The organism is Bradyrhizobium sp. 154 (genome assembly GCF_023073875.1).
Classification (GTDB): Bacteria; Pseudomonadota; Alphaproteobacteria; order Rhizobiales; family Xanthobacteraceae; genus Bradyrhizobium.
Genome location: NZ_JADPKG010000030.1, coordinates 238,352 through 260,759, shown reverse-complemented (window position 1 = coordinate 260,759; position 22,408 = coordinate 238,352). Strand labels below are relative to the sequence as shown.

Annotated in this window: 21 protein-coding genes; 6 read left to right on the top strand and 15 right to left on the bottom strand. The window is 64.2% G+C overall.

The window, feature by feature from the left end; translation table 11 throughout:
• Positions 1-73 precede the first annotated feature (73 nt).
• The 9 genes from pstS to IVA92_RS06740 all read right to left on the bottom strand — a co-directional run bounded on the left by pstS (position 74) and on the right by IVA92_RS06740 (position 8,031).
• On the bottom strand, positions 74-1,087 hold the full coding sequence (pstS, locus tag IVA92_RS06780) for a phosphate ABC transporter substrate-binding protein PstS (RefSeq protein ID WP_247281833.1): 1,014 nt from the start codon (positions 1,085-1,087) through the stop codon (positions 74-76).
• A 145-nt stretch (positions 1,088-1,232) separates the two neighbouring features.
• Complete coding sequence (locus IVA92_RS06775; RefSeq protein WP_247281834.1) at positions 1,233-2,531, bottom strand: ATP-binding protein; 1,299 nt, start codon at positions 2,529-2,531, stop codon at positions 1,233-1,235.
• 33 nt (positions 2,532-2,564) lie between these two features.
• On the bottom strand, positions 2,565-3,620 hold the full coding sequence (locus IVA92_RS06770) for a lysylphosphatidylglycerol synthase domain-containing protein (protein ID WP_247281835.1): 1,056 nt from the start codon (positions 3,618-3,620) through the stop codon (positions 2,565-2,567).
• Between the two features lie 414 nt (positions 3,621-4,034).
• The gene (locus tag IVA92_RS06765; RefSeq protein ID WP_247281836.1) at positions 4,035-4,466 is read right to left on the bottom strand and encodes a GNAT family N-acetyltransferase; all 432 of its coding nucleotides are present in this window, start codon (positions 4,464-4,466) and stop codon (positions 4,035-4,037) included.
• 19 nt (positions 4,467-4,485) lie between these two features.
• Positions 4,486-4,704 (bottom strand): Rdx family protein, encoded by a 219-nt coding sequence (locus IVA92_RS06760; RefSeq protein ID WP_247281837.1) that lies wholly within the window; start codon positions 4,702-4,704, stop codon positions 4,486-4,488.
• 11 nt (positions 4,705-4,715) lie between these two features.
• Complete coding sequence (locus IVA92_RS06755) at positions 4,716-5,621, bottom strand: haloalkane dehalogenase (protein ID WP_247281838.1); 906 nt, start codon at positions 5,619-5,621, stop codon at positions 4,716-4,718.
• Entirely contained in the window at positions 5,618-6,208 is a 591-nt protein-coding gene (locus tag IVA92_RS06750; RefSeq protein WP_247281839.1) for a TetR/AcrR family transcriptional regulator, read from the bottom strand. The genes IVA92_RS06755 and IVA92_RS06750 overlap by 4 nt, the downstream gene beginning before the upstream one ends.
• 126 nt (positions 6,209-6,334) lie before the next feature.
• Positions 6,335-6,634: a hypothetical protein gene (locus IVA92_RS06745; protein ID WP_247282049.1), complete on the bottom strand. Its 300-nt coding sequence runs from the start codon at positions 6,632-6,634 to the stop codon at positions 6,335-6,337.
• A gap of 2 nt (positions 6,635-6,636) precedes the next feature.
• A complete protein-coding gene (locus IVA92_RS06740) occupies positions 6,637-8,031 on the bottom strand; it encodes an OmpA family protein (RefSeq protein WP_247281840.1) in 1,395 nt (464 codons plus the stop codon).
• Positions 8,032-8,195: 164 nt separating this feature from the next.
• On the opposite strand from IVA92_RS06740, the gene IVA92_RS06735 reads away from it, so the two are divergent.
• Entirely contained in the window at positions 8,196-9,254 is a 1,059-nt protein-coding gene (locus IVA92_RS06735) for a polysaccharide deacetylase family protein (protein ID WP_247281841.1), read from the top strand.
• Between the two features lie 149 nt (positions 9,255-9,403).
• Entirely contained in the window at positions 9,404-10,213 is an 810-nt protein-coding gene (locus IVA92_RS06730; protein WP_247281842.1) for an SDR family oxidoreductase, read from the top strand.
• A 174-nt stretch (positions 10,214-10,387) separates the two neighbouring features.
• On the opposite strand, the gene boxB is transcribed toward IVA92_RS06730, so the two are convergent.
• From boxB to IVA92_RS06710, 4 genes are all read right to left on the bottom strand, one after another.
• Positions 10,388-11,839: a benzoyl-CoA 2,3-epoxidase subunit BoxB gene (gene boxB / locus IVA92_RS06725; RefSeq protein WP_247281843.1), complete on the bottom strand. Its 1,452-nt coding sequence runs from the start codon at positions 11,837-11,839 to the stop codon at positions 10,388-10,390.
• Between the two features lie 149 nt (positions 11,840-11,988).
• Positions 11,989-13,677, bottom strand: coding sequence for a 2,3-epoxybenzoyl-CoA dihydrolase (gene boxC, locus IVA92_RS06720; protein ID WP_247281844.1), 1,689 nt, complete (start codon positions 13,675-13,677; stop codon positions 11,989-11,991).
• Between the two features lie 192 nt (positions 13,678-13,869).
• Positions 13,870-14,688 carry an alpha/beta hydrolase gene (locus IVA92_RS06715; RefSeq protein ID WP_247281845.1) on the bottom strand — a complete coding sequence of 273 codons (819 nt, stop codon included), beginning with the start codon at positions 14,686-14,688 and terminating at the stop codon, positions 13,870-13,872.
• A gap of 257 nt (positions 14,689-14,945) precedes the next feature.
• A complete protein-coding gene (locus IVA92_RS06710; protein WP_247281846.1) occupies positions 14,946-16,487 on the bottom strand; it encodes a benzoate-CoA ligase family protein in 1,542 nt (513 codons plus the stop codon).
• Positions 16,488-16,607: 120 nt separating this feature from the next.
• Between IVA92_RS06710 and IVA92_RS06705 the strand changes: the two genes are divergently transcribed.
• A complete protein-coding gene (locus IVA92_RS06705; protein ID WP_247281847.1) occupies positions 16,608-17,516 on the top strand; it encodes a helix-turn-helix transcriptional regulator in 909 nt (302 codons plus the stop codon).
• Positions 17,517-17,585: 69 nt separating this feature from the next.
• Positions 17,586-17,981, top strand: coding sequence for a group II truncated hemoglobin (locus IVA92_RS06700; protein ID WP_247281848.1), 396 nt, complete (start codon positions 17,586-17,588; stop codon positions 17,979-17,981).
• A 51-nt stretch (positions 17,982-18,032) separates the two neighbouring features.
• On the opposite strand, the gene IVA92_RS06695 is transcribed toward IVA92_RS06700, so the two are convergent.
• Positions 18,033-18,365: a PRC-barrel domain-containing protein gene (locus IVA92_RS06695; RefSeq protein WP_247281849.1), complete on the bottom strand. Its 333-nt coding sequence runs from the start codon at positions 18,363-18,365 to the stop codon at positions 18,033-18,035.
• 67 nt (positions 18,366-18,432) lie between these two features.
• The gene (locus IVA92_RS06690; protein WP_247281850.1) at positions 18,433-19,218 is read right to left on the bottom strand and encodes an IclR family transcriptional regulator C-terminal domain-containing protein; all 786 of its coding nucleotides are present in this window, start codon (positions 19,216-19,218) and stop codon (positions 18,433-18,435) included.
• A gap of 109 nt (positions 19,219-19,327) precedes the next feature.
• Between IVA92_RS06690 and IVA92_RS06685 the strand changes: the two genes are divergently transcribed.
• Both IVA92_RS06685 and IVA92_RS06680 read left to right on the top strand, forming a co-directional pair.
• Positions 19,328-20,686, top strand: coding sequence for an aromatic ring-hydroxylating dioxygenase subunit alpha (locus IVA92_RS06685; RefSeq protein ID WP_247281851.1), 1,359 nt, complete (start codon positions 19,328-19,330; stop codon positions 20,684-20,686).
• A gap of 149 nt (positions 20,687-20,835) precedes the next feature.
• Complete coding sequence (locus IVA92_RS06680; protein WP_247281852.1) at positions 20,836-22,281, top strand: glutamine synthetase family protein; 1,446 nt, start codon at positions 20,836-20,838, stop codon at positions 22,279-22,281.
• Positions 22,282-22,408 lie beyond the last annotated feature (127 nt).

Below are 22,408 nucleotides of genomic sequence, written 5' to 3'. Positions count from 1 at the left end.
CCCGGTTGTTGTCCCGGCGCAGCGCAGCAGCATTTCACGCTGCTGCGCGTCCGGGACATGAGAGCCGTTCGCCTCAGCTCTTGATCTCGGCGGCCCAGGTCTTCTCGATCAGCTGGACGACGCTGTCCGGCATCGGGATGTAGTCGAGTTCTTCAGCCGCCTTGCCACCGTTCTTGAACGCCCAGCGGAAGAACTTGATGGCTTCCTGGGAGGCGGCCTTGTCGGTCGCAGACTTGTGCATCAGGATGAAGGTCGCCGCCGTGATCGGCCAGGACTTCTCGCCCGGCTGGTCGGTCAGGATGACGTAATAGCCGGGAGCCTTGGCCCAGTCGGCGTTGGAGGCGGCGGCCTGGAAGGCCTCGACGGTCGGCTGCACCGGCTTGCCGGCCTTGTTGACGAGACCGGTGTAGGTCAGCTTGTTCTGCTTGGCATAGGCGTACTCGACATAGCCGATCGAGTTCTTAGTCTGGCTGATGTTGCCCGACACGCCTTCGTTGCCCTTGGCGCCGACGCCGACCGGCCACTCCACCGCGGTGCCTTCGCCGACCTTGCTCTTCCAGTCCGCGCTGGCCTTGGAGAGATAGTTGGTGAAGTTGAAGGTGGTGCCCGAACCGTCGGAACGGCGGACCACGGTGATCGCCTCCGCCGGCAGCTTCACGTTCGGATTGAGCTTCTTGATCGCGGCGTCGTCCCATTTGGTGATCTTGCCGAGATAGATGTTGGCCAGCGTCTCGCCGTCGAACACCAGCTCGCCGGGCTTCACGCCCTCGAGGTTGACGACGGGGACGATGGCGCCCATCACCATCGGCCACTGCACGAGACCGTCCTTCTCGAGCTGCTCGGCCTTGAGCGGCGCGTCGCTGGCGCCGAAGGTCACGGTCTTAGCCAGGATCTGCTTGATACCGCCGCCCGAGCCGATCGACTGGTAATTCAGACCGTTGCCGGTCTCCTTCTTGTAGGCATCAGCCCACTTTGAATAGATCGGGAACGGGAACGTCGCACCGGCACCCGTGATATCGGCAGCAAAGGCCGCCGTCGCCGAGGCGGCGACCAAGCCGGCAGCGACGATCGTTTTGAGGAAATTCATGCTGGTCTCCATACAGGGGGAGCGAAGCGCCGTCCGCGCCCGATCGCGCTCCCCGCGCCGCCCCTTTAGGAGCGGTCGGCTGTGCTTTTACGAAGGTTTCGTGACAGCTGGATGACACCCTCAAGCAATTGGAATCGCTTGATTTTCAGGTCGCAGCCGAAGTCCTCGTCTGGGGAAAACAGGCGGTAAAAGTGGCGCCCTGCCGGGGGACGCTTTCGATCAGAAGCCGGCCGCGATGACGGTTAAGAATATGTTTCACCAGCGATAATCCGAGCCCGGTTCCGCCCTGCGCGCGGCTGTCGCCGACGTCGACCCGGTAGAAGCGCTCCGTCAGCCGGGGCAGGTGCTCCGGTGCGATGCCGGGGCCGAAATCCCGGACCATGACGCGGATTTCCTGAGCCCCATCAGTGACCGCGCTTGAGGTCAGCGACACAATGACGCGTCCGCCCGATGCGCCGTATTTGAGCGCGTTCTCGATCAGGTTCTCGAACAGGCGGAGCAGCTCCTCGCGGTCGCCCGCGATCATCACGGCGGCTTCCGGCAGATGGGTCTCGACATCGACCTGGCGCTCCCGCGCCAGCGGTTCGAGCCCGTCCGCGACCTGGCGGATGATCGGCAAGAGATCGACCAGGGTGTCGGGGCGGACATGGGCCGACAATTCGACCCGCGACAGCGACAGCAAATCGTCGATCAGGCGCGCCATGCGGGTGGCCTGGTTGTGCATGATGCCGAGGAAGCGCTCGCGCGCTTTTGGATCGTCCTTGGCCTGGCCCTGGAGTGTGTCGATGAAGCCCGACAGTGCGGCGAGCGGAGTGCGCAGCTCGTGGCTGGCATTGGCGACGAAATCGGCCCGCATCTCCTCGACCCGCCGCAGCGGCGTCTGGTCGTGGAAGGTCATCAGCATGCACTTGTCGGCGCCGCCGAAGGTGGTCGGCACCGGCACCGGCGTGATCATGAGCTCCATCCAGCGATCGACCGGAACATGATCGAGATAGGTCGCGCGCCGCGGCTCGGTGGTCGCGATCGCCTCGCGCAAGGCCGTGATAATCTCCGGCGAGCGCAACGCGAACTGGGCAAGCTCGTTCCTGCGCAGCGCCGGCGCGAGCTGGGCGGCGGCGGCATTGAGGTGGATGACGCGGCCGGCGCGGTCGAGCAGCACCGCAGGATCCGGCATGCCGGCAACGACCGCGGCCACCGCCGCGCTCTCGACCGGATTGATGCGCCTGACGTCGTCGCGCGAGGCGGCGGGATCGTGCAGGCGCCAGGGAATCAGCGCCGCGGCTGCAATGCAGAGGAATACGGTGGCAGCGTGCAGCACCGACAATTCGCCGAGCGAAACCACGACGGACAGCGCCAGCGCCGCGGCGATCAGCACGATGGTCGAGTGTCGCAGCCGGTCGGACCAGGGCTGGCTGGAGGGAGAAGATGGGGCGTCGATCGCCATCGGGGAGGGCTTCTCCTAAAAGGCCTGCGTCGGTCAGGCGCCGCTGTCGCTGCGCTCTCTCACATAGGCGGCCTCACGCGCCGGACCGGGATCGAGCTTGAGCGCCGCCTGCTGCAAGCGCTTCGAACGTGCGCCGATTATAACTTCCCGAAACGTCAGCAAGATTACAGATATGACGAAGGGGGACAGATAATAGAGGACGCGGAACAGGAGCATTCCACCCAGAAGCTCCTCCCGGTCCATCTGCCAGAGGCCGACCAGCATGGCGGCGTCGAACACGCCAAGACCTCCGGGTGAATGGCTGGCAAAGCCGAGCAGTGTCGCCGAGACGAAGATCACTGCGACCACGACGAAGCCGAGATTGGGCTCGTCCGGGACCAGCACGTACATCGCGAGCGCGCAGAAACCGAGATCGACAATGCCGATCGCGATCTGGAGCAGCGTCAGCGGGCCGCCCGGCAGCACTACGGTCCAAGGCCCCCGGCCGACCACCCGCGGCTGGGTCCAGACCCATACCACATAAGCGACCAGCCCCACGATGATCATCAGCGCCAGCGTCCGGTTCAGCCAGGCCGGCAGTTGGTCGATCGCGGCGGCGGCCTCCGGATGGTAGGAGATGCCGAGGCCGAGCACGGCGGCATTGCCGAGCCAGAAGGTCAGGCCGGCGAGGAAGCAGATCTTGGCGACGTCGATCGCGTTCAGCCCATAGGCCGAATAGATGCGGTAGCGCACCGCACCGCCAGTGAAGACGCTGGCGCCGACATTGTGGCCGATCGAATAGCTGGTGAAGGCGGCAAGCGCGTTGATCCGGTAGGGCACATGGGCGTGCCCGATCGCACGCGTGGCGAACAGGTCGTAGAAGGTCAGGGTGAAATAGCCCGCAGCCACGAACAGCGCAGCCATCGCAATCTGGCTCGGCTCGGTACTTTTGATTGCCTCGATGACCTCGTTGCGATCGATGCCTCGCAGCATGTGGTAAAGCACATAGCAAGCGATGCCGATGACCGCGACGCTGATCACAACTCCAAGCTTATGCAGGACTTGCTTCTGGCGCAGAAACGTCGTCGCTCTGCGGATGGCTTCCAGCATCTAGACCTCGAACAACGCTTCAGCGGCCAGGGTGGCCGGCGGACAGGCGGACGACGCACGGGCACTCGACGAACCGGCTCCGGCATCGCGCATGCCCCCTGCCCCTCCACTAGCGCGTTTTCGGACGAAGTGGAATTCGCCAATTCGAACAAAAACACGTGCCTTCAATGTTTTAGGCAGGTTGGGGGCTCCTGATGCAAGGTTTGGCGCCTTCGGCGGCAAGGCTTAATGCGAATCTCCTTGGCAATCCTGCGCAGACGCCATGAAGTTTTGATGATTTCAACCGCACAATGTTCCGTCACGGCTTAAGCCGACGTCAATCTATGGGGCACGCCGGCCTGTTGAAAGAGGGGCCGACCCGGACATTGTTCACGGATTCGAATGCGCCGGAAGGGTGCTGGGCGCAGAATGGACTCAAGGCGCGGTTACATAGCCGCGGCGATGGGCACCGGCCTGATCCTCGAAAATCGCCATGGCCGTGGTCATCCGCCGGAAACCCAGACGTTCGTAAAAACCCTCTTTGCCGGGGACCGCGTAGAGGATGATTTTCCGGTGGGTCCGGCATCGCACAAGCAAGCGCTCGATGATCTCGCGGCCAAGGCCCTGTCCCTGACGATCAGGGTGCACGGCAACATCGCAGAGATAGGCGCAGTCGCGACCGTCGGCCAGCACGCGCCCGGCACCGATCAGCCGCCCCTCGTCACAAGCAAAGGTGCGAAACATGCTGTTGCCGAACACGAGCGCAAGATCGGTCGGCGTCTTGTGGCCGAGCGGCGCGATGCGATAGAGCTCGGAAAGCTCGTGCCAATCCACGGCGGCGAGATCGTCGGTCCAGGCAATCGACATTGGCAAAGCCCTCCCCGCGTCAGTGCCGCGCGGCCGCGACGATATCATCGGCGCCGGGAAAGTGCCCCTTGCTGCGGCTGGCGACGATCCGGTCGCCGAGCCTGATCTGGAAGATCTTGCCCTTGCCGGGGACGAGGTCCGACTCCAGCGCCAGTTGCCGGCGGAGCGCCGCAGCCACGTCTCTGGCGCGCTTCTCGTATCCGCACGGGCGGCAACAAATGATGGTCACGGCAGACATCTCGTCCTCCTTCAGGCCGCGAGTTGCGGACGCACCGCTTCGATGCCGGCGATCCAGCCGGCGACGGAGCGGCCAATCGCTTCCGCGTGATCCTCCTGAAGATAGTGCAGGCCCGGCCCGAGACGGACAAGCGCGCAGTGCTTGAGCGAGGCAGCGAACGTCTCGGCAAATTCCGGAGCGACGAGCGCACCCGGCTCGCCTGCAAACAGCAGCTTTGGATATGACGCTTCGGCGAGCGATGCATGCGCCGATTGCAGCGCTGCGTAGACATCGGCTGGCTCGCCTGCGATCGGCAGCTCACGGGGGAAGGCGAGGACGGGACGGCGGCTCTCCCGCGTCGGAAACGGCGCGCGATAGGGCGCCATCTCCTCCTCGCTCAGCGTGCGCATGATGCCGCCGGGCAGCACGCGCTCAACGAAGGCATTCGCCTCCAGAACCATCGCCTCGCCCTCGCCCTGCGTCCTGAACTTGCGGAAGGTCTGGCGCGCCGCGTCGGTCTGGTGAAAATCCTGCCAGCTCGGCATCGGTCGGATGAACTCCATGAAGGCGAGGCCGCGCACGAAGGTCGGACGGCGCGCGGCGAGATGAAATGCGAGCGCAGTGCCCCAATCCTGGGCAACGAGATAAGCCGAGGACAAGCCGAGCTGTTCAATCAACGCATCAAGGTAGCCGGCGTGATCAACGAAGCGGTAGGCGATGTCGGGCTTGCCGGACTCGCCGAAGCCGATGAGGTCGGGCGCGATGCAATGCGCGACCGGCGCCACCAGCGGCAGGATGTTGCGCCAGATGTGCGAGGAGGTGGGATTGCCGTGCAAGAACAACGCGACCGGCTGATCGCGCCCTCCTGTCGCGCGGTAAGCCATCGTGCTCCCAAGCACGGACGCGGTGCGCATTTCCATGTTGACTGGCTTGCTCATGTTGGCTCCCTGAACACAGTTTGAAATGCGATAGTCTTGAAACGTTCGAGCGCGTCCGGATTGCGGTCGACCTTCATGCGCAGGATCGCCCCCTGCCAGGACGCAAGCAGGAAGTCGGCAAGCTCCTCGGCCTCGAAATCGGACGCGATTTCGCCGCGCGTCTGTGCCCCGGCGATGCAGGCCGCGAAGGGCATGCGCCACTCGGCAAAAATTTCGGCAAGACGGGTGCGCAGCATCTCGCTGCTGCCGGCCGCTTCGAGACTGAGGTCCCCGATCAGGCAGCCGCGACCATAGCCGTCGGCCTCGAGCCGACCGGTGATGATGTCGAGATAGCGCCTGAGCCGAGCCCGCGGCGTCAGCGAGGTGTCGTCGAGGGCTTCCGCGACCAATCCCCTGGTGATGGCGAAGTAGCGGTCGAGCACCTCGGAGGCGAACGCCTCCTTGGAACGAAAATGATTGGTGAAGGACCCCTGCGGGGCGCCCGCCGCAGCGGTGACGTCACGTACGCTGGTACCGTGATAGCCGGTCCGGAACATGACTTTGAGGCCGGCGTCGAGGATGGCGTCTTTGAGCGAGGGCTTTGGCATTAAGCGATAATACGCACGTACGTATTATTGTGAACCAGACCTCCCGTTTCGGCAATATACTTGTTTGATCAATGTGTTATCGTAATGAAAGAGGCAAGCTCCGCCGATCAGTCAGAGCTTCAGGCTTCACACTGCTGGCGGCGTGCTTCGCGAGACTACCCGGTCGCGCAGCCAGGCACCGATGGTGCAACCCACGAGATAACACGCGAACATGATCAGGCCAAGGTCGAGCCAATAGCCGAAGCGGCCGGGGACCACGTGCGCAAACGACGCCGCGACCATGGCGGCGGCAAGCGCGGCGAGCCACCGCGCGGTCACCTTCGAGGTGCCGTTGCCACGCTGGACCACGGAGATCCAGCCCATGCAAAAGCCCAGCAGCAGCGAGCCGACCAGCCAACCCATATGGAACGAAGCCAGATAGGGCATCATCACCTCACCAGAAATTCGATGCGGCGGTTCTGCGCCTTGCCGTCGTCGGTGTCGTTGCCGGCGAGGGGCTGCGTGCTGCCGTGGCCGACCGCAGTGAAGCGGCTGGCGGGCAGGCCGGCCTTGACCAGATAATCGATCACCGCCTGCGCGCGCTTCTCCGAGAGAGCCAGGTTGAAGGAATCCTCGCCGTCGGCGTCGGTATGCCCGGCGACCTCGATATTGGCGGTGGGACAGCGCAACGCCGTCTCGATCAGATGGTCGAGAATGCCGGCGGAATCCGGATCGATATCGGCGCGCTTCGCCGTGAAGCGGATCTTGCCCTTGGCCAGGAGATCCGAGAACAATTGCTGGCACACGGTGCCGTCGACGGGGCCTGCCGCAGGCTTCACCGTAATCTCCGGCTTGTATTGCCAGTTCTTCGGGAAGTCCTTGCCCGGCCCTGCGCGGATGTCACTGGCGGCACCTTCATAGAGTGCATCGCCCGACAGCTTCACCTCGCGATCCGTGACCACGAGCGTGCCGGTGGACAGCCGCGACAGCGCGCCGAGCGCTGCGACAATGGCGGTGTTGAACGAGCCGGGCGCCCCGATGCTGGCCTTGAGATTGTCCACGACCTTCTCGTTGAAGAACTTTCGCGAGGCGCTGGTTGCGATCGCCGCGTGCACATTGCTGTCCGGGACATAGCCTGTCAGCGTCAGCGTCGCGGCCACCGGATCCTTGTAGGCCTGGAAGATGTAGGGCGGCGCCTTGACGTCGTTGGCGGCGATCGAAAAACCCTCCGGCAGGTTTTTCAGTGCGGCCGCAATCGCCTCGCGACCACCGAGTTCGCGCGCCATGCCCGACAGATTGACCTTGGTGTCGGTTATCGTGATCTTGCCGTCCTTGAGCTTGCCAATCTGATCGAGCAGCAATGTCGCGGCGGCCTCGAACCGTGGCGGCGCACCGCGCGCCAAGCCCATCTGATCGGTCACCTCGACGCCGGCGACTTCCTTGCGCGCCGCCTCGGTCAGACGCGCCCGCATCGAGGGCAGCGGCGCGGAGCCCGACAGGGTCACCCGCACCACGTCACGTTCGGCATTCCAGACGAAGGGTTTGGCCTCGGGAACAAGGCGGGTCCGGTCGTCGACCAGCCGCACACCGGGGACGGCTTCGACCGCCGTCACGGCATCGCGGCGTCCTTCCTCGGAGAACGCATCCGCCGCCAGGCTGACGTCGCGGCCGTCGACCGCGATCCGGGTCTTGTCCAGAACGGTATCCTTGAGCGCCGCCGCGCTGCGGGCCGACAGGTCCGCCTCGACCGGCAACGTGTTATTCCAGGCCGCAAATCCCCACATGACGACAAGGGGGATCAGCCCTGGCCACCATTTGCTGGCCCACCTGAAAAGCTTCTGCATTCGACGACCCGAACTCTGGAACCGGAGACAAAACAAACCCTTGGCAGGCTGTCAAACCGGAAATGGTGCCCTTCTGGAGGCCCGGCGTCGACAATTGGAATAACTTTTTGTTCAAGGGTTCTCCCGTAAGTTGAAGGCGGAATGCCAGAGTCCGCCAGCCGGCCATGAAGCAACTGCGTAACAACGTCATCCGCGCCGGGCTGGAAGCACTCTATTTCAGCGGGGCGCACCATCTGTTGCGCCCGCTTTTGTCGGGCGTCGGTGCCATTTTCATGCTGCACCATGTGCGGCCGGCCCGCGAGGCCGCATTCCAGCCGAACCGTCATCTCGAGGTCACGCCCGAATTCCTGCGCGCCACGCTGTGCCATCTGCGCGCGCGCGACATCGACATCATCGGCATGGACCAGCTGCATGAGCGGCTGGTGCATGGCCGGTTCGATCGCCGCTTCGCCGCCTTCACCCTCGACGACGGCTATCGCGACAATCTCGATCATGCGCTGCCGGTGCTGCGCGAATTTGACGCGCCTCTCGCGGTCTATGTCGCGAGCGATTTCGCCGAGGGCACCGGACGTCTGTGGTGGACGGCGCTGGAAGCGGTGATCGCCAAGGCCGAGCAGATCGACGTGAAAATCGGCCATTCCACGCTGCGGCTCGATGCGACGACGCCCGCCGCCAAGCAGGCGGCATTCGACCGTTTGCACGACTGGCTGCGCGCGCTACCGGGCGAACACGATCTCAAGCGCGAGATCGAAGGCCTCTGCACGAATTACGGCGTCGACATGGAAGCGCTGTGCCGCAGCCTCTGCCTGTCGTGGGACGAGGTGAAGACATTGGCCGCCGATCCCCTGGTCACGATCGGCGCACACAGCATCAGCCATTGCAATCTCGCTAAACAGGCGGAGGGGATCGCCGCGCACGAGATGGCGGCGAGCCGCGCGCGGATCGAGCAGGCCCTCGGCCGTCCCGTGCAGCACTTCGCCTATCCCTATGGCGACCGTGAAGCGGCGGGCGCGCGTGAATTCGCGCTCGCTGCGGCAGCCGGGTTCAAGACGGCGGTGACCACGCGGCCCGGCATGCTGTTCGCCGAAAACGCCGGCCATATGACCGCGCTGCCGCGCGTTTCGCTCAACGGCAACTACCAGGACACACGAATTCTGCCGGTGCTGACCTCGGGCGCCGCGACCGCGATGTGGAACGGCTTTCGCAGGATTGCGGCGGCTTAGCATCAACCGCATCGGTCGTCCGGACGGCGGCCCATGGGCCCTAGCCGGGACGACACCGAGTGGATCAATGCGCCCAGGCGCTCCGAGACGACAAGATTGACTCCCCTCCCGGCCGCGCCCACAACGCGTGACAACCGAACGGAGGCACCATGTTCAACGATCTGTTTTCGCTCAAAAGCCGCGTTGCGCTCGTGACCGGTGGCTCGCGCGGCATCGGCAAGATGATCGCGGCGGGCTTTCTCAGTGCAGGTGCTGCGAAGGTCTACATCACCGCGCGCAAGGCAGGGCCGTGCGAGCAGACCGCCAAGGAGCTCTCCGCGCGATATGGCGGCGAATGCATCGCGCTGCCGATTGACATCTCGACGGTCGAAGGCTGCGACAGGCTGGCCTCCGAGATCATCAAGCTGGAGCCGAAGCTCGACATCCTCGTCAACAATGCGGGCGCGGCCTGGGGTGCGGATTTCGACGAGTTTCCGGAGAGCGGCTGGGACAAAGTGATGGACCTCAACGTCAAGGCGCCGTTCTTCCTGACCAAGGCGCTGGCCGGCCCCTTGCGCGCGGCAGCCTCCGCCGAACGGCCGGCGAAGGTGATCAACATCGCCTCGATCGACGGCATCTTCGTCAATCCGATGGAGACCTATTCCTATGCCGCGAGCAAGGCCGCACTGATCCATCTGACCCGGCGCATGGCGGTGAAGCTGATCTCCGACCACGTCGTGGTCACGGCGATCGCGCCGGGGCCGTTCCAGTCCGACATGAACCGCGCCGCGCGCGACCATGGCGACGAGGTCGCAACGCGGGTGCCCGCGGGGCGCATCGGCACTGACGAGGACATGGCGGGCGCCGCGATCTATCTCGCCTCGCGCGCGGGGGATTACGTCGTGGGCGCGACCATCGCCGTCGACGGCGGCATCGTCTATGCGAATCCGGGGATCAAGGGGAGCGGATGGGATAGCTGAGGGGTTGCGGGGGTTCGATGCTTTCGCCTCACGCGCGCCGTCATGCCCAGCGAAGGCGGGGCATCCAGTACGCCGCGGCTTCTCGGCAAAGCCAGGACTACCTCTGGAATGCTGGATCACCCGCTTTCGCGGGTGATGACACCGTTTGTGTTGCGCGAGCCTCAGGCCCGACGCTTACGACTCGATCTTCACATACTCGAAATCGCCGGGCTTGTTGTCGATGCCGACCTTTGGCGGCGCAATCCAGGAGGCGAACTTGCCGGTTTCGGTGACGGGCTGCATCAAGGAGGTGATGAAGTCGCCGTCGCTTGCCGACGGCAGCCATTCGTCCTTGCGCTTGGCCCAGGTCGCCTCGTCGATCAGGATGCCGTCGGGCGTAGCATGGATATCCTTGAACTCGCCGATGTGGCGATGAAAGGCGACATTTGGCAGCGTCAGCTTGTAGTCGTAGCCTGCGGTCGAGATCACCTTGTTCCAGCGTAGCATGCCCTTGACGCAGTCTTGGCTGTAATCGTCGCGCAGGCGCATGTTGAGCGCGGTCAGCGCCGGCTCATCGACCAGCTTGATCTCGCCGTTGATGAACTTGAGCACCGGATAGGTGGCGTTCTTGAGCTGGTGATCGTCCTCGATCTGGGTCTCGTGGTAGCGGCCCTTGATGCCGGCGTTGAAGGCATTGGCCGCATTGGTCGACACTTCCGAGCCGAACAGGTCGAGCGACAGCGTGTAGTGCAGATTCAGCTTCTTCTGGATGGTCGGCAGGTCGATCACCCCTAGTGCGCGGACTCTTGCGATGTCGGTGGGGTCGGTGATAGCGGCTTCGCGCATGGCATCGCAGGTGCGCTGCACGACGCGGGTGATGCCGGTCTCGCCGACGAACATGTGATGCGCCTCTTCCGTGAGCATGAAGCGGCAGGTGCGCGACAGCGGATCGAAGCCCGACTGCGCCAGCGAATGCAGCTGCATCTTGCCATCACGGTCGGTGAAATAGGTGAACATGAAGAAGGACAGCCAGTCCGGTGTCGCCTCGTTGAAGGCGCCCAGCATGCGCGGCGCATCGGCATCGCCCGAGCGGCGGCGCAGCAAATCATCGGCTTCTTCGCGGCCGTCGCGGCCAAAATATTTCTGGAGCAGATACACCATCGCCCAGAGGTGACGGCCTTCCTCGACATTGACCTGGAACAGATTGCGCATGTCATAGAGCGACGGCGCGGTCTTGCCGAGATGGCGCTGCTGCTCGACCGAGGCGGGCTCGGTGTCGCCCTGGATCACGATCAGGCGGCGCAGCATGGCGCGATGCTCGCCCGGGACTTCCTGCCAGGCCGGCTCGCCGTAATGCTCGCCGAAGGGCACGACGCGGTTCTCTTCTTGCGGCGCAAGCAAAATGCCCCAGCGATATTCGGGCATGCGGACATAGTCGAACTTGGCCCAGCCTCGCGGATCGACCGAATAAGCGGTGCGCAAGTACACCAGCGATTCCTGGAAGCCTTCTGGCCCCATGTCGTTCCACCAGTCCATGTAGCCGGGATGCCAGCCTTCCAGCGCTTTGAGCACCTGGCGGTCTTCGGCGAGATTGACGTTGTTCGGGATCTTGGTCGAGTAGTCGACGTTCATGATATTCATGTTCATGGCCGTGCTCCTTGGTCTGTCTCGTTTCCCGGACGCTGCGCAACGCGAAGCGGTGCGCTGCAGAGCCGGGACCCATTGTCTGGTCCAGCGGGGTCCCGGTTCTGCGCAGCGTCACTTCGTGCCGCAGCGCGCCCGGGACACGAAAGTTGTCACACCCGCGTCATATCGAATTTCGGCTTCTGACCGCTGCCGTAGCGGCGCAGCGCGCCTTCCTCGCCGACAGCGTTGGGGCGCTGGAAGATCCAGTTCTGCCACGCGGTGAGGCGCGCGAAAATTTTTGATTCCATCGTCTCGGGACCGACAAAGCGCAGGCTCGCTTCCATGCCGGTGAGGCTGTCGGGCGAGAAACTGGCGCGCTCCTCGAGGAACACGCGGACCTCGTCGTCCCAATCGATGTCGTCGAGCGCGAAGGTGACGAGGCCGAGTTCTTCCGCCTGCTCGGCGTCGAGCGCGGTGCCAAGCGTCGCCTCCGCGCGCTCGACATCGGACGGATCAGCCTGGAAGCGCGATTGAAGCCGCGTCAGCCCATGGCTCATCGGATACGGGCCGAAATTCATCGCGGACAATTCGATCGACGGCGGCGGGCGGTTGTCGCCCTGGCGCGTGCCGATCAGCATGTAGGAGCGGTCGGCAGCGAACACGAGCTCGGCGAGCGTGCCGGCGAAGCAGGAGCCGGGCTCGACCAGCGTCACCAGCGTGCGCGAGGTGACGTCGATGCGCTTGAGGACTCGCTTCCAGTAGTGCCTGAGTTCATTGACCAGCCAGTGCGCCTTGTTGGCTTCGAGGAAGGCGTCGCTGGCAAGCACATGAGCGCGGTCACCATGGCTCTTGAACACCAGCATGGCGATCTCGAGCTCGTTGATGCGCAGATGCAGAATGGCGTCGTCGAGCTCGCGCGCGGCCTGGAGCGGCCAGAACGAAGCCCCTTGCGCCATCATGCCGTCAATGTCGGCCGGCGGCGCCGCTTCCGGCGCCTTGATGGAGATGGTAGCGATGCGCGCGGTGCGATCGATGTCGACCGTGACGAAGCCGTAGCGGATGCTGGTCTCGTCGATCAGGCGCTTGAGCGGCGTCAGCGCGACGCCCTTGCCGCTCCCCTTGCGCTTCGAGGCGGCCGCGAATTCCTTGGCACGCTCGGCGATCTTCGCCTCCAGCTTTGAGTTCGGCGCGATCTCATCGACGAGGCGCCATTGCACGGCGCGCTTGCCCTTCACGCCCTCCTCGATGGTGCAGAAGAAATCAGCGTGGTCGCGGCGCACTTTTCGCTTGTCGACGACGCGGGTCAGTCCGCCGGTGCCGGGCAGCACGGCGAGCAAAGGCACTTCGGGCAAGGCAACGGCAGACGAACCGTCATCGGCGAGGATGATGTAGTCGGTCGCAAGCGCGAGCTCATAGCCGCCGCCGGCCGCCGAGCCGTTCACCACGGTGATGAAGCGCTGGCCGGAATTCTCCGAGGAGTCCTCCATGCCATTGCGGGTCTCGTTGGTGAACTTGCAGAAATTGACCTTGTGAGCGTGGGTGGAGCCGGCGAGCATGCGGATGTTGGCGCCGGCGCAGAACACGCGGTTTTTGGCCGAGCGCATCACGACGACCTTCACCTCGGGATGCTCGAAGCGCAGCCGCTGGATCGCATCCGCGAGCTCGATGTCGACACCGAGATCGTAGGAGTTGAGCTTGAGAAGATAGCCTTCGAACAGACCGCCATTCTCGTCGACGTCCATGATCAGCGTCGCGACGTCGCCATCGACCGCGAGCTTCCAATGCCGGTAGCGGGACGGGTCTGTCTGGAAATCGATGAACGTCGCGCCGCCTGCGAGGCGCCGATCTTCCCCGGCCATGGGTCACACCCTAAGCTTGATTATGCATTTTCGCCGTAGCGTTAGATGCACAATAATGCATCTTTTTGGATGCGTCTAGCCATTAACTGCCGCGTCATGCACTTTGTTTCATGCCGATGCCGGCCAAGACTGCCTTGATATTACGAGCCCGCTGCGGTCCTACGCGGTCTCGGACCTGTCACGCCGCCGCCATCATGCGGCGCGTCCTTGCAGGCCCCGATCGTCGCGCAGGGCCGCTTTCGCGAATTGCGCGATCGCCTCGAGCGTCGCCGCCGGCGCCTCTCGATGCGGGGAATGCCCCGCACCTGAAATGATTTTCAGATCGACCGGGCAGTAGCACTCCTCCTGCGCGATCTCGACCTGACGCAGAGTGCCGTATTGGTCGTCCACGCCCTGCAGGACCATGACGGGAACGCGGATATAGGCGAGGTATTCCGAGATGTCCCAGTCGCGGAATTTTGGATCGAGCCAGGCGCCGTTCCAGCCGTAGAACGCGTTGTCGACGTCCTGATGCCAGCGCGCGAGCTTGGCCCTAAGGTCCGTGGTCTCGAAGGCCGTCTTGATCGCGGCGATGGATTTCACCGAGACGTCCTCGACGATGAAATGCGGCGCGATCAGCACGAGGCCGCTCAGGCGATGATCCTGATGCGCGCCGGCATAGATCGTCGCGATCGAGGCGCCGTCGGAATGGCCGAGCAGGAGGCCGCGCTTGAAGCCGATCATGTCGAGCAGCTTCGGCAGCACGTCGAGCGCCTCGCGCTGCATGTAATCGAGCGGCCGCGGCAGCGCGACCTTGCTCGACTGGCCGTAGCCTGCGCGCGAATAGACGAAGATGCCGGCGCCTGTGGCTTGCTGAAGCTTGTCCGGGAAGTCGCCCCACTGCGCGAGCGAGCCGAGGCCTTCATGCAGCATGACGATGCTGGGCGCGTCTGCAGCTTGCGGCGCGAGCCATTTGTATTCGAGGCAGGCGCCATCGATGCTGAGGAAACCGGTGGGGGTGAGGTTGGTCATGGTGTTACTCTTCTCTCTCGTCGTATCGAGCGTGGGACGCAATCACGCGCGGCTCGCTCGGTCGTTCCCTCCCCCTTGTGGGGGAGGGCTAGGGAGAGGGGTGCCACACGGGAACTCCCGGTGTGACGAAGAACATCGTTGCGCGACGACAATGACCGATTGCTTGGCTACCCCTCTCCCCCGCCCTCCCCCCACAAGGGGGGAGGGAGCGCAGCGGAGTTTGCCGCGCGCGCGAGTCGCACGTCGCATAGGCCCGCTCAATTCGCCCCCTCCCGCAACTTGAACCGCTGAATCTTCCCGGTCGCCGTCTTCGGCAGCGAATCCACCACGTCGATCCAGCGCGGATATTTCCACGGGCCGATCTTCTGCTTGACGTGCTCCTTCAGCATCTCCTGCAAGTCCGTCGTCTTCGCACCCGGACGCAGCACGACGAAGGCTTTTGGCTTCAACAGCCCTTCCGGATCGGCCTCGGGCACGACAGCGGCTTCCAGCACGGCGGGGTGTGTGATCAGTGCGCTCTCGACCTCGAAGGGGGAGACCCAGATGCCGGAGACCTTGAACATGTCGTCGGCACGGCCGCAGAAGGTATAGCGGCCGTCGGCATCCCTGACATATTTGTCGCCGGTGCGGGTCCACGGGCCTTCAAAAGTGCGGCGGCTCTTATGGCGTTGATTCCAGTAACCCTCGCCAGCGGAGGGCGCATCGACCAGGAGCTCGCCGATCTCGCCATCGGCGACGTCCTCGCCGGCCTCGTTGACGAGCCGCACTGCATAGCCCGGCACCGGCTTGCCGGAGGAGCCGTACTTGATGTCGCCGGGCGCGTTCGACAGGAAGATGTGGAGCAACTCGGTCGAGCCGACACCGTCAATAATGTCGACGCCGAAGCGCGCCTTCCAGCTACGACCAACGGATTCCGGCAGCGCCTCGCCGGCCGAGGTGCAGATGCGCAACGCCTTGCCGCCGCGCTCGTTCTTCATCGACTCATCGTTGAGCATGGCCGCGAACAGCGTCGGCACGCCGTAGAAGATCGAAGGATTGTAGCGGTTCATCAGGTCGAACATGCGTGCCGGCGTCGGCCGCTCGCTGTTCAGGATCACGCTGGCGCCGACCGACATCGGGAAGGTCAGCGCATTGCCGAGGCCATAGGCGAAGAACAGCTTTGCGGCGGACAGGCAGACGTCGCTCTCGCGGATGCCGAGCACCTGCTTGGCGTAGGTATCCGCGGTCGCCTGCAAGTTCGAATGCAGATGGCGCACGCCCTTGGGCATGCCGGTGGAGCCCGACGAATAGAGCCAGAACGCCGGCTCGTCCGGATGCGTCGCCGCCGTGGTGAACTGGTCGCTCTCGCCCGCGAGCTCCTCGGCGAGCTGCCTGTGGCCATTCTGCTTGTCGCCGGAGACCACAACGTGCTCGAGATTGGGCATGCGGCCGACGACGTCCTTGATGACGGGATAGAGCGCCTCAGACACGAACAGCACGCGGGCGCGGCAATCGGCGAGAATGTAGGCGTATTGGTCCGCGGTCAGCAGCGTGTTGAGCGGCACCGGCACGATGCCGGCGCGGATCGCGCCGAGGAACACGATCGGGAAGTCGACCGTATCCAACATGATCATCGCCACGCGCTCCTCGCGACGGATGCCGAGCCGGCGCAGCATGTTGGCGGCGCGGCGCGTCTGGTGCTGCAGTTCGCCATAGGTGAGCCGCGAGACGGTGTCGTCGAAGACAGGCTTGCCTCCCCTGCCCTCTTCGACGTTACGGTCGAGCAGCCAGGTCACCGCGTTGTAGGATCCCTCGCTCACGGACGTCTCCCCAATTTAGAATTATAATTCATAGAAAGACACTGTGGCGGCTTGCTGTCAATGCCAGCAGGCATTATGTTTCATTAAAATGCGCCGCAGGACATCCGCTAAAGAAGACTCATGATCGAAAGTCCCGACGCCGAATCCCGATTTCTCGAACAGCTCGGCCAGCGCGTGCGCACCATGCGCGCGCTGCGCGGCATGTCGCGCAAAGTGCTCGCCAAAGTATCAGGGATTTCGGAGCGCTACATCGCGCAACTCGAGAGCGGCAAGGGCAATGTCTCGATCGTGCTGCTCCGACGCGTCTCCGACGCGATGGGTGCACATCTCGAAGACCTGCTTCCTAGCGCCGATCCAACGCCAGACTGGCAGATGTTCCGCGATCTCCTGCGCAAGGCGACACCGGCGCAGATTGCACAGGCCAAGGATCTGCTCGCCGGCGGCAGCGCGTCTGCACCGCGGCGCGCGCCGTTCTGCGGCATTGCGCTGATCGGCCTACGCGGCGCCGGCAAATCCACACTTGGTCGGATGCTGGCGAAGAAGATCGGCTGGAGTTTTGTCGAGCTCAACAAGGAGGTCGAGCAGCAGAACGGGCTCTCGGTCGCCGAGATCATTGCGCTGTACGGCCAGGAAGGCTTTCGCCGCATGGAGCAGGCGGCGCTGCAGCAGCTGCTCGCGCGCAACGAGCTGATGGTGCTGGCGACCGGCGGCGGCATCGTCTCCGAGCCCCTGACCTTCGACCAGATCCTGTCGTCGTTCTATACGATCTGGCTGAAGGCCGAGCCGGAGGATCACATGGCCCGCGTCCGCCGCCAGGGCGATCTGCGTCCGATGGCGGACGATCGCTCGGCGATGGCCGAGCTGCGCAACATCCTGCTCAGCCGCGAACCGCTGTATTCGCGCGCCACCGCGGTGGTGGACACCGCGGGCCTGTCCGTCGATGCCGCGGCCGCACGGCTGATCGACGCGGTCCGCCCGGTGCTGCAGAACGAAGCGCGCAGCTTCGGCCTGCGCAGCCTCGCGCTGTAGAATCCCTTCCTCGCTGCATCTACACCCTCCAATTTCACTATATCCCAGCCCAACAGCAAGCGAAGACCGATGACCGATAGCGACGTCGCAATCTCCATGTTCGAGCGGATCGGCGGCAGTGCCACGATCGAGCGGCTGGTCGATCGCTTCTACGAGCGCATGGACACGCTGCCGGAAGCGAAAGTCATCCGCGCGATGCATGCGGCCGACCTCGGTCTGATCAGGGACGTGCTGAAGCGCTATCTGACCGAATGGACCGGCGGCCCGCGGCTCTACTCCGTCGAGAAAGGCCATCCGCGGCTGCGCCAGCGCCACATCGGCTTTGCGATCGGTGATGCCGAGCGCGACGCATGGATGGCCTGCATGCGCGGCGCGCTGGAGGAGACGGTCAGTGACACGAACGCGCGGCAGGACCTCGCCAAGGCGCTGTCCGGTCTCGCCGACTGGATGCGCAACCGGAATTGATCGGGCGTGGTGCTGCCGACCTTTAGCCCGCCCACACGAGCTGCGACGCGGCTAGACCGACCAGTAATGCGGATGCGGGTAGGACCGCGAGCGGTCGCCCCAGTCGAACGCATCGTCGTCGAACTCGCATGGGCCGCTGCTGAGCTCGTCCAGCGTCAACTCGGTCTGGAACGCCTGCCGGCTTGGATCGTATTTCAGCGCGCTCCACTGGAGAGGGTAATGGTGACGGGTGCCGAGCAGCCCGCCAGTCTTGATCACGGCATAGGCGACCATTCCGCTCATCTTGTCCAGCATCAGTCGCTCGATCGTGCCGAGCTTCGTCCCGTCGCGTCCGTACACGGCGACGTGCTCCACGCGATCGCTGGGAACCATGGTATGGTGCATGGCGTCCTCCCTGTTCTCTTGTGCTTGCCCTCATTATAGCACCGGTTTCGAGGCGACGGGAATGCAGCTACAGAAGCTGCGAGCGCACCAATTCCGCGCCCTCGCGCAACAGCGGCAGGAAACGGTCGAGCAGCTCCTGTGCCGGCACGCGGTCGACGTGAGCCCCCATGTTGATGGCGGCGACGATCACGCCGTCATAGCGCCGGACGGGAACCGAGATCGAGCGGAAATGCGGCTCCGCCTCGCGGTCGACCAGTGAATAGCCCTGCGCGCGGTCGGCAGTGATGCGCGCTAGCAGCGCTTTTGAATCAACCTCCGTCTGCGGCGTCAGCGCCTCGCGCTTCATGGTCTTCAGTCGCGCTGCAAGATCGGCGTCATCGAACTGGCCGAGCATTGCGCGACCGACAGAGGTGCAGAAGGCCGGAAGGCGGTAGCCGATCTCGAGACCGCCGGAGAAAACGCGCGCAGGGCTTCCGCGCGCGATGAATACGACGTCATCGCCATCGAGCACCGCGAGCGACGAGATCTCCTGCGCGGCGGTCGCGATGCGATCAAGGACCGGCTGAAGGACCACGACGAGCTGGTTCGAGCGCAGATAGGACGCTGCCAGCGTCAGCACATGAGGCGTCAGCGAGAACAGCTTTCCGTCACCGGAAGCGAAGCCGCCGCGCTGAAGCGTGAACAGCATGCGCCGCGCGGTGGCGCGGGGCAGATCGGCGGCGCGGGCAAGATCGCTCAGCGTCATCGGGCCGGCTGTAGTGCCGAAGCACTGGAGCAGCCGTAAACCGCGATCAAGGCTCTCGACGAAATCCGTCGCGCGCTCCTCGCTCTCGCTCCGCTTTACCTTGGGCATGGCTTCAGATGATCCTGCAAAATAGTGCTTGCTGCCGCGCCAAGGCATGTCATAATTCGCCCATTCGTTCAATAGGCGAACAAACTCCCTGCACAAGGATGTACGCGCCATGATGAGCCAGGAGCAGAACGACCTGATCACCCGCACCGGGCCCAAGGACCCCTGCGGCAGACTGATGCGGAGTTACTGGCAGCCGGCGGCGCTGGTGGACGAGCTAGAGGGTGCGCGGCCGATCCGTCCCGTAAAACTGCTCGGCGAGAGCCTGGTGCTGTTTCGCGACGAGACCGGACGGTACGGCCTGATCGACCGCCATTGCGCGCATCGCGGCGCCGACCTCGCCTTTGGTCGGCTCGAACATAGCGGCCTGCGCTGCGCCTTCCATGGCTGGCTGTTCGACGCCACCGGCCAGTGCATCGAGACGCCGGCCGAGCCGAAGGATTCCAAGCTCTGTCAGAACATTCGCCAGCGCTCTTATCCCGTCGTCGAGAAGAGCGGCATCCTCTGGGCTTATCTCGGCGAAGGTGCGCCGCCGGCCTTCCCGGAGCTCGACTGCTTTGTTGCGCCCGGCACGCACACGTTCGCCTTCAAGGGCCACATGGCCTGCAACTGGCTCCAGGCGCTGGAGGTCGGCATCGATCCCGCGCACGCCTCCTATCTGCACCGCTTCTTCGAGGACGAGGACACCTCGACCGCCTACGGCAAGCAATTCCGCGGTGCCTCCGCCGGCTCTGACTTGCCGATGACGAAGATCCTGCGCGAATACGACCGTCCAATCATCAATGTCGAGCATACCGAATACGGCCTCAGGCTGATCGCGCTGCGCGAGATCGACGAGGAGCGCACCCATGTGCGCGTCACCAATCAGCTCTTCCCACACGGCTTCGTCATCCCCATGAGCACGGAGATGACGATCACGCAGTGGCACGTGCCGCTCGATGACGAGAACTGCTATTGGTACGCGATCTTCACCAGCTACACGAACCCGGTGGACAAGGCGAAGATGCGCGAGCAGCGGCTCGAGCTCTATGAGTTGCCCGACTACAAATCGCGCAAGAACCGCAGCAACGATTACGGCTTCGATCCGCACGAACAGCAGACCGCGACCTACACCGGCATGGGCACCGACATCAACGTCCACGACCAGTGGGCGGTGGAATCGATGGGCGCGATCCAGGACCGCACCAAGGAGCATCTCGGTCAGAGCGACAAGGCGATCGTGCAATATCGCCGCCTGCTGCGGCAGGAGATCGAGAAGGTGTCGGGCGGCGAGAAGCCGATGCTGTTCCTGGACGAGGCCAACGCGCGCAGCATCCAGGGACCGGCGACCATGGACGGCATTGGTCCGACGCGGGGCTGGGAGACCTACTGGATGGAGGTCGACGTCAAGCGCCGCCGCGACGCGCCATGGACCGCGCCGGTGCCGAAGGACATCGCCGACAACGTGCACCGGCTGACGGCGGCGGAGTAGCGCGGAATGCAGGGCCCTCCTTCGTCATTGCGAGCGCAGCGAAGCAATCCAGACTGCCTCTCCGGAAAGACCCTGGATTGCTTCGCTGCGCTCGCAATGACGGGGTATGTTGCAGCGGCCTCGCGCCTTACGGCTTCAGGAGTAGCAAAGTGACTTTCGTCGCGCGCCATGCGCTGTGGTCGGATGAGCAGAGGGACGCGGCGGCGCGCATGCGCCGCATCGTCGAGGAAAAGAACCTCGAGATCATCCGCCTCGCCTTCCCGGACCAGCACGGCATCTTGCGGGGAAAGACCATCATCGCCGCTGAAGCTCTCGCCTCGCTGGAGAGCGGCTGCTCCATCACCACGACGATGCTTGCCAAGGACACCTCGCATCGCACGGTGTTTCCGGTGTTCACCTCCGGCGGCGGCTTCGGCATGAAGGAGATGGAGGGCGCAGCCGACGTGCTGATGGTCGCCGATCCCAGCACTTTTCGCGTGCTGCCGTGGGCGCCCGCCACAGGCTGGGTGCTGTGCGATCTCTATTTCAACGATGGCCGCGCCGTGCCGTTCGCAACGCGGGCGCTGTATCGCAAGGTTCTCGATGACCTCGCAAGCCGCGGCCATGATTTCGTCGCCGGGCTCGAGGTCGAATTCCACGTCTTCAAGCTCGACGACGCGCATATGCGGCCCGAGGACGCCGGCCAGCCCGGCACGCCGCCCTCGGTCAGCCTGCTCAGCCACGGCTATCAATATCTCACCGAGCAGCGCTTCGACCAGATGGAACCGGTGCTGGAGATTTTGCGGCGTGACATCGTCGCGCTCGGCTTGCCCTTGCGCTCGGTCGAGGTCGAGTTCGGCCCCAGCCAGTGTGAGTTCACCTTCGCGCCGAAGAAGGGGCTGGAGCCCGCCGACAACATGGTGCTGTTCCGCTCTGCCATAAAGCAGATCGCGCGCCGGCATGGCTATCACGCCACCTTCATGTGCCGGCCGAAACTGCCGAACGTGTTCGCGAGCGGCTGGCACTTGCACCAATCGATCGTCTCGCGCGGAAATGGCGAGAACCTGTTCATGGCCAAGGAAACGGCAAAGGACAGCGAGCCGCTCAGCGCGTTCGGCCAGGCGTACCTCGCCGGCCTGCTCGACCACGCCCGCGCCTCCACCGTGTTCACCACGCCGACCATCAACGGTTACAAGCGCTACCGCTCCTATTCGCTGGCACCGGACCGCGCGATCTGGGGCCGCGACAATCGCGGCGTGATGATCCGCGTGCTCGGCACGCCCGGCGATGCTGCGACGCGCCTGGAGAATCGCATCGGCGAGCCCGCCGCCAATCCCTATCTCTACATGGCCTCACAGATTCTCTCCGGCCTCGACGGTGTCGACCGCAAGCTCGATCCAGGCCCGTCGGCGGACACACCCTACGAGACCAAGGCGCCGCTCTTGCCGAAATCGCTGCGCGACGCCGTCGCTGCGCTGAAGGACGATCCGTTCTTCCGCGAAAAGCTTGGGCCTGAGTTCGCCGACTATTACACCCACATCAAGAACGCCGAGATCGATCGCTTCCTGTCTGAGGTAACCGACTGGGAGCACCGCGAATATTTCGAGATGTTTTAATCGAGGAGCTCACGCCTCCGTGAGGCGACTTCGTCCCACCTGTTCCGACGACATCTGACTGCCATCCGACGAAGCCATTTTCCCCATCCCTCGAAAACCGGCGGAAAGACGCCGGGTCTAGATTAGC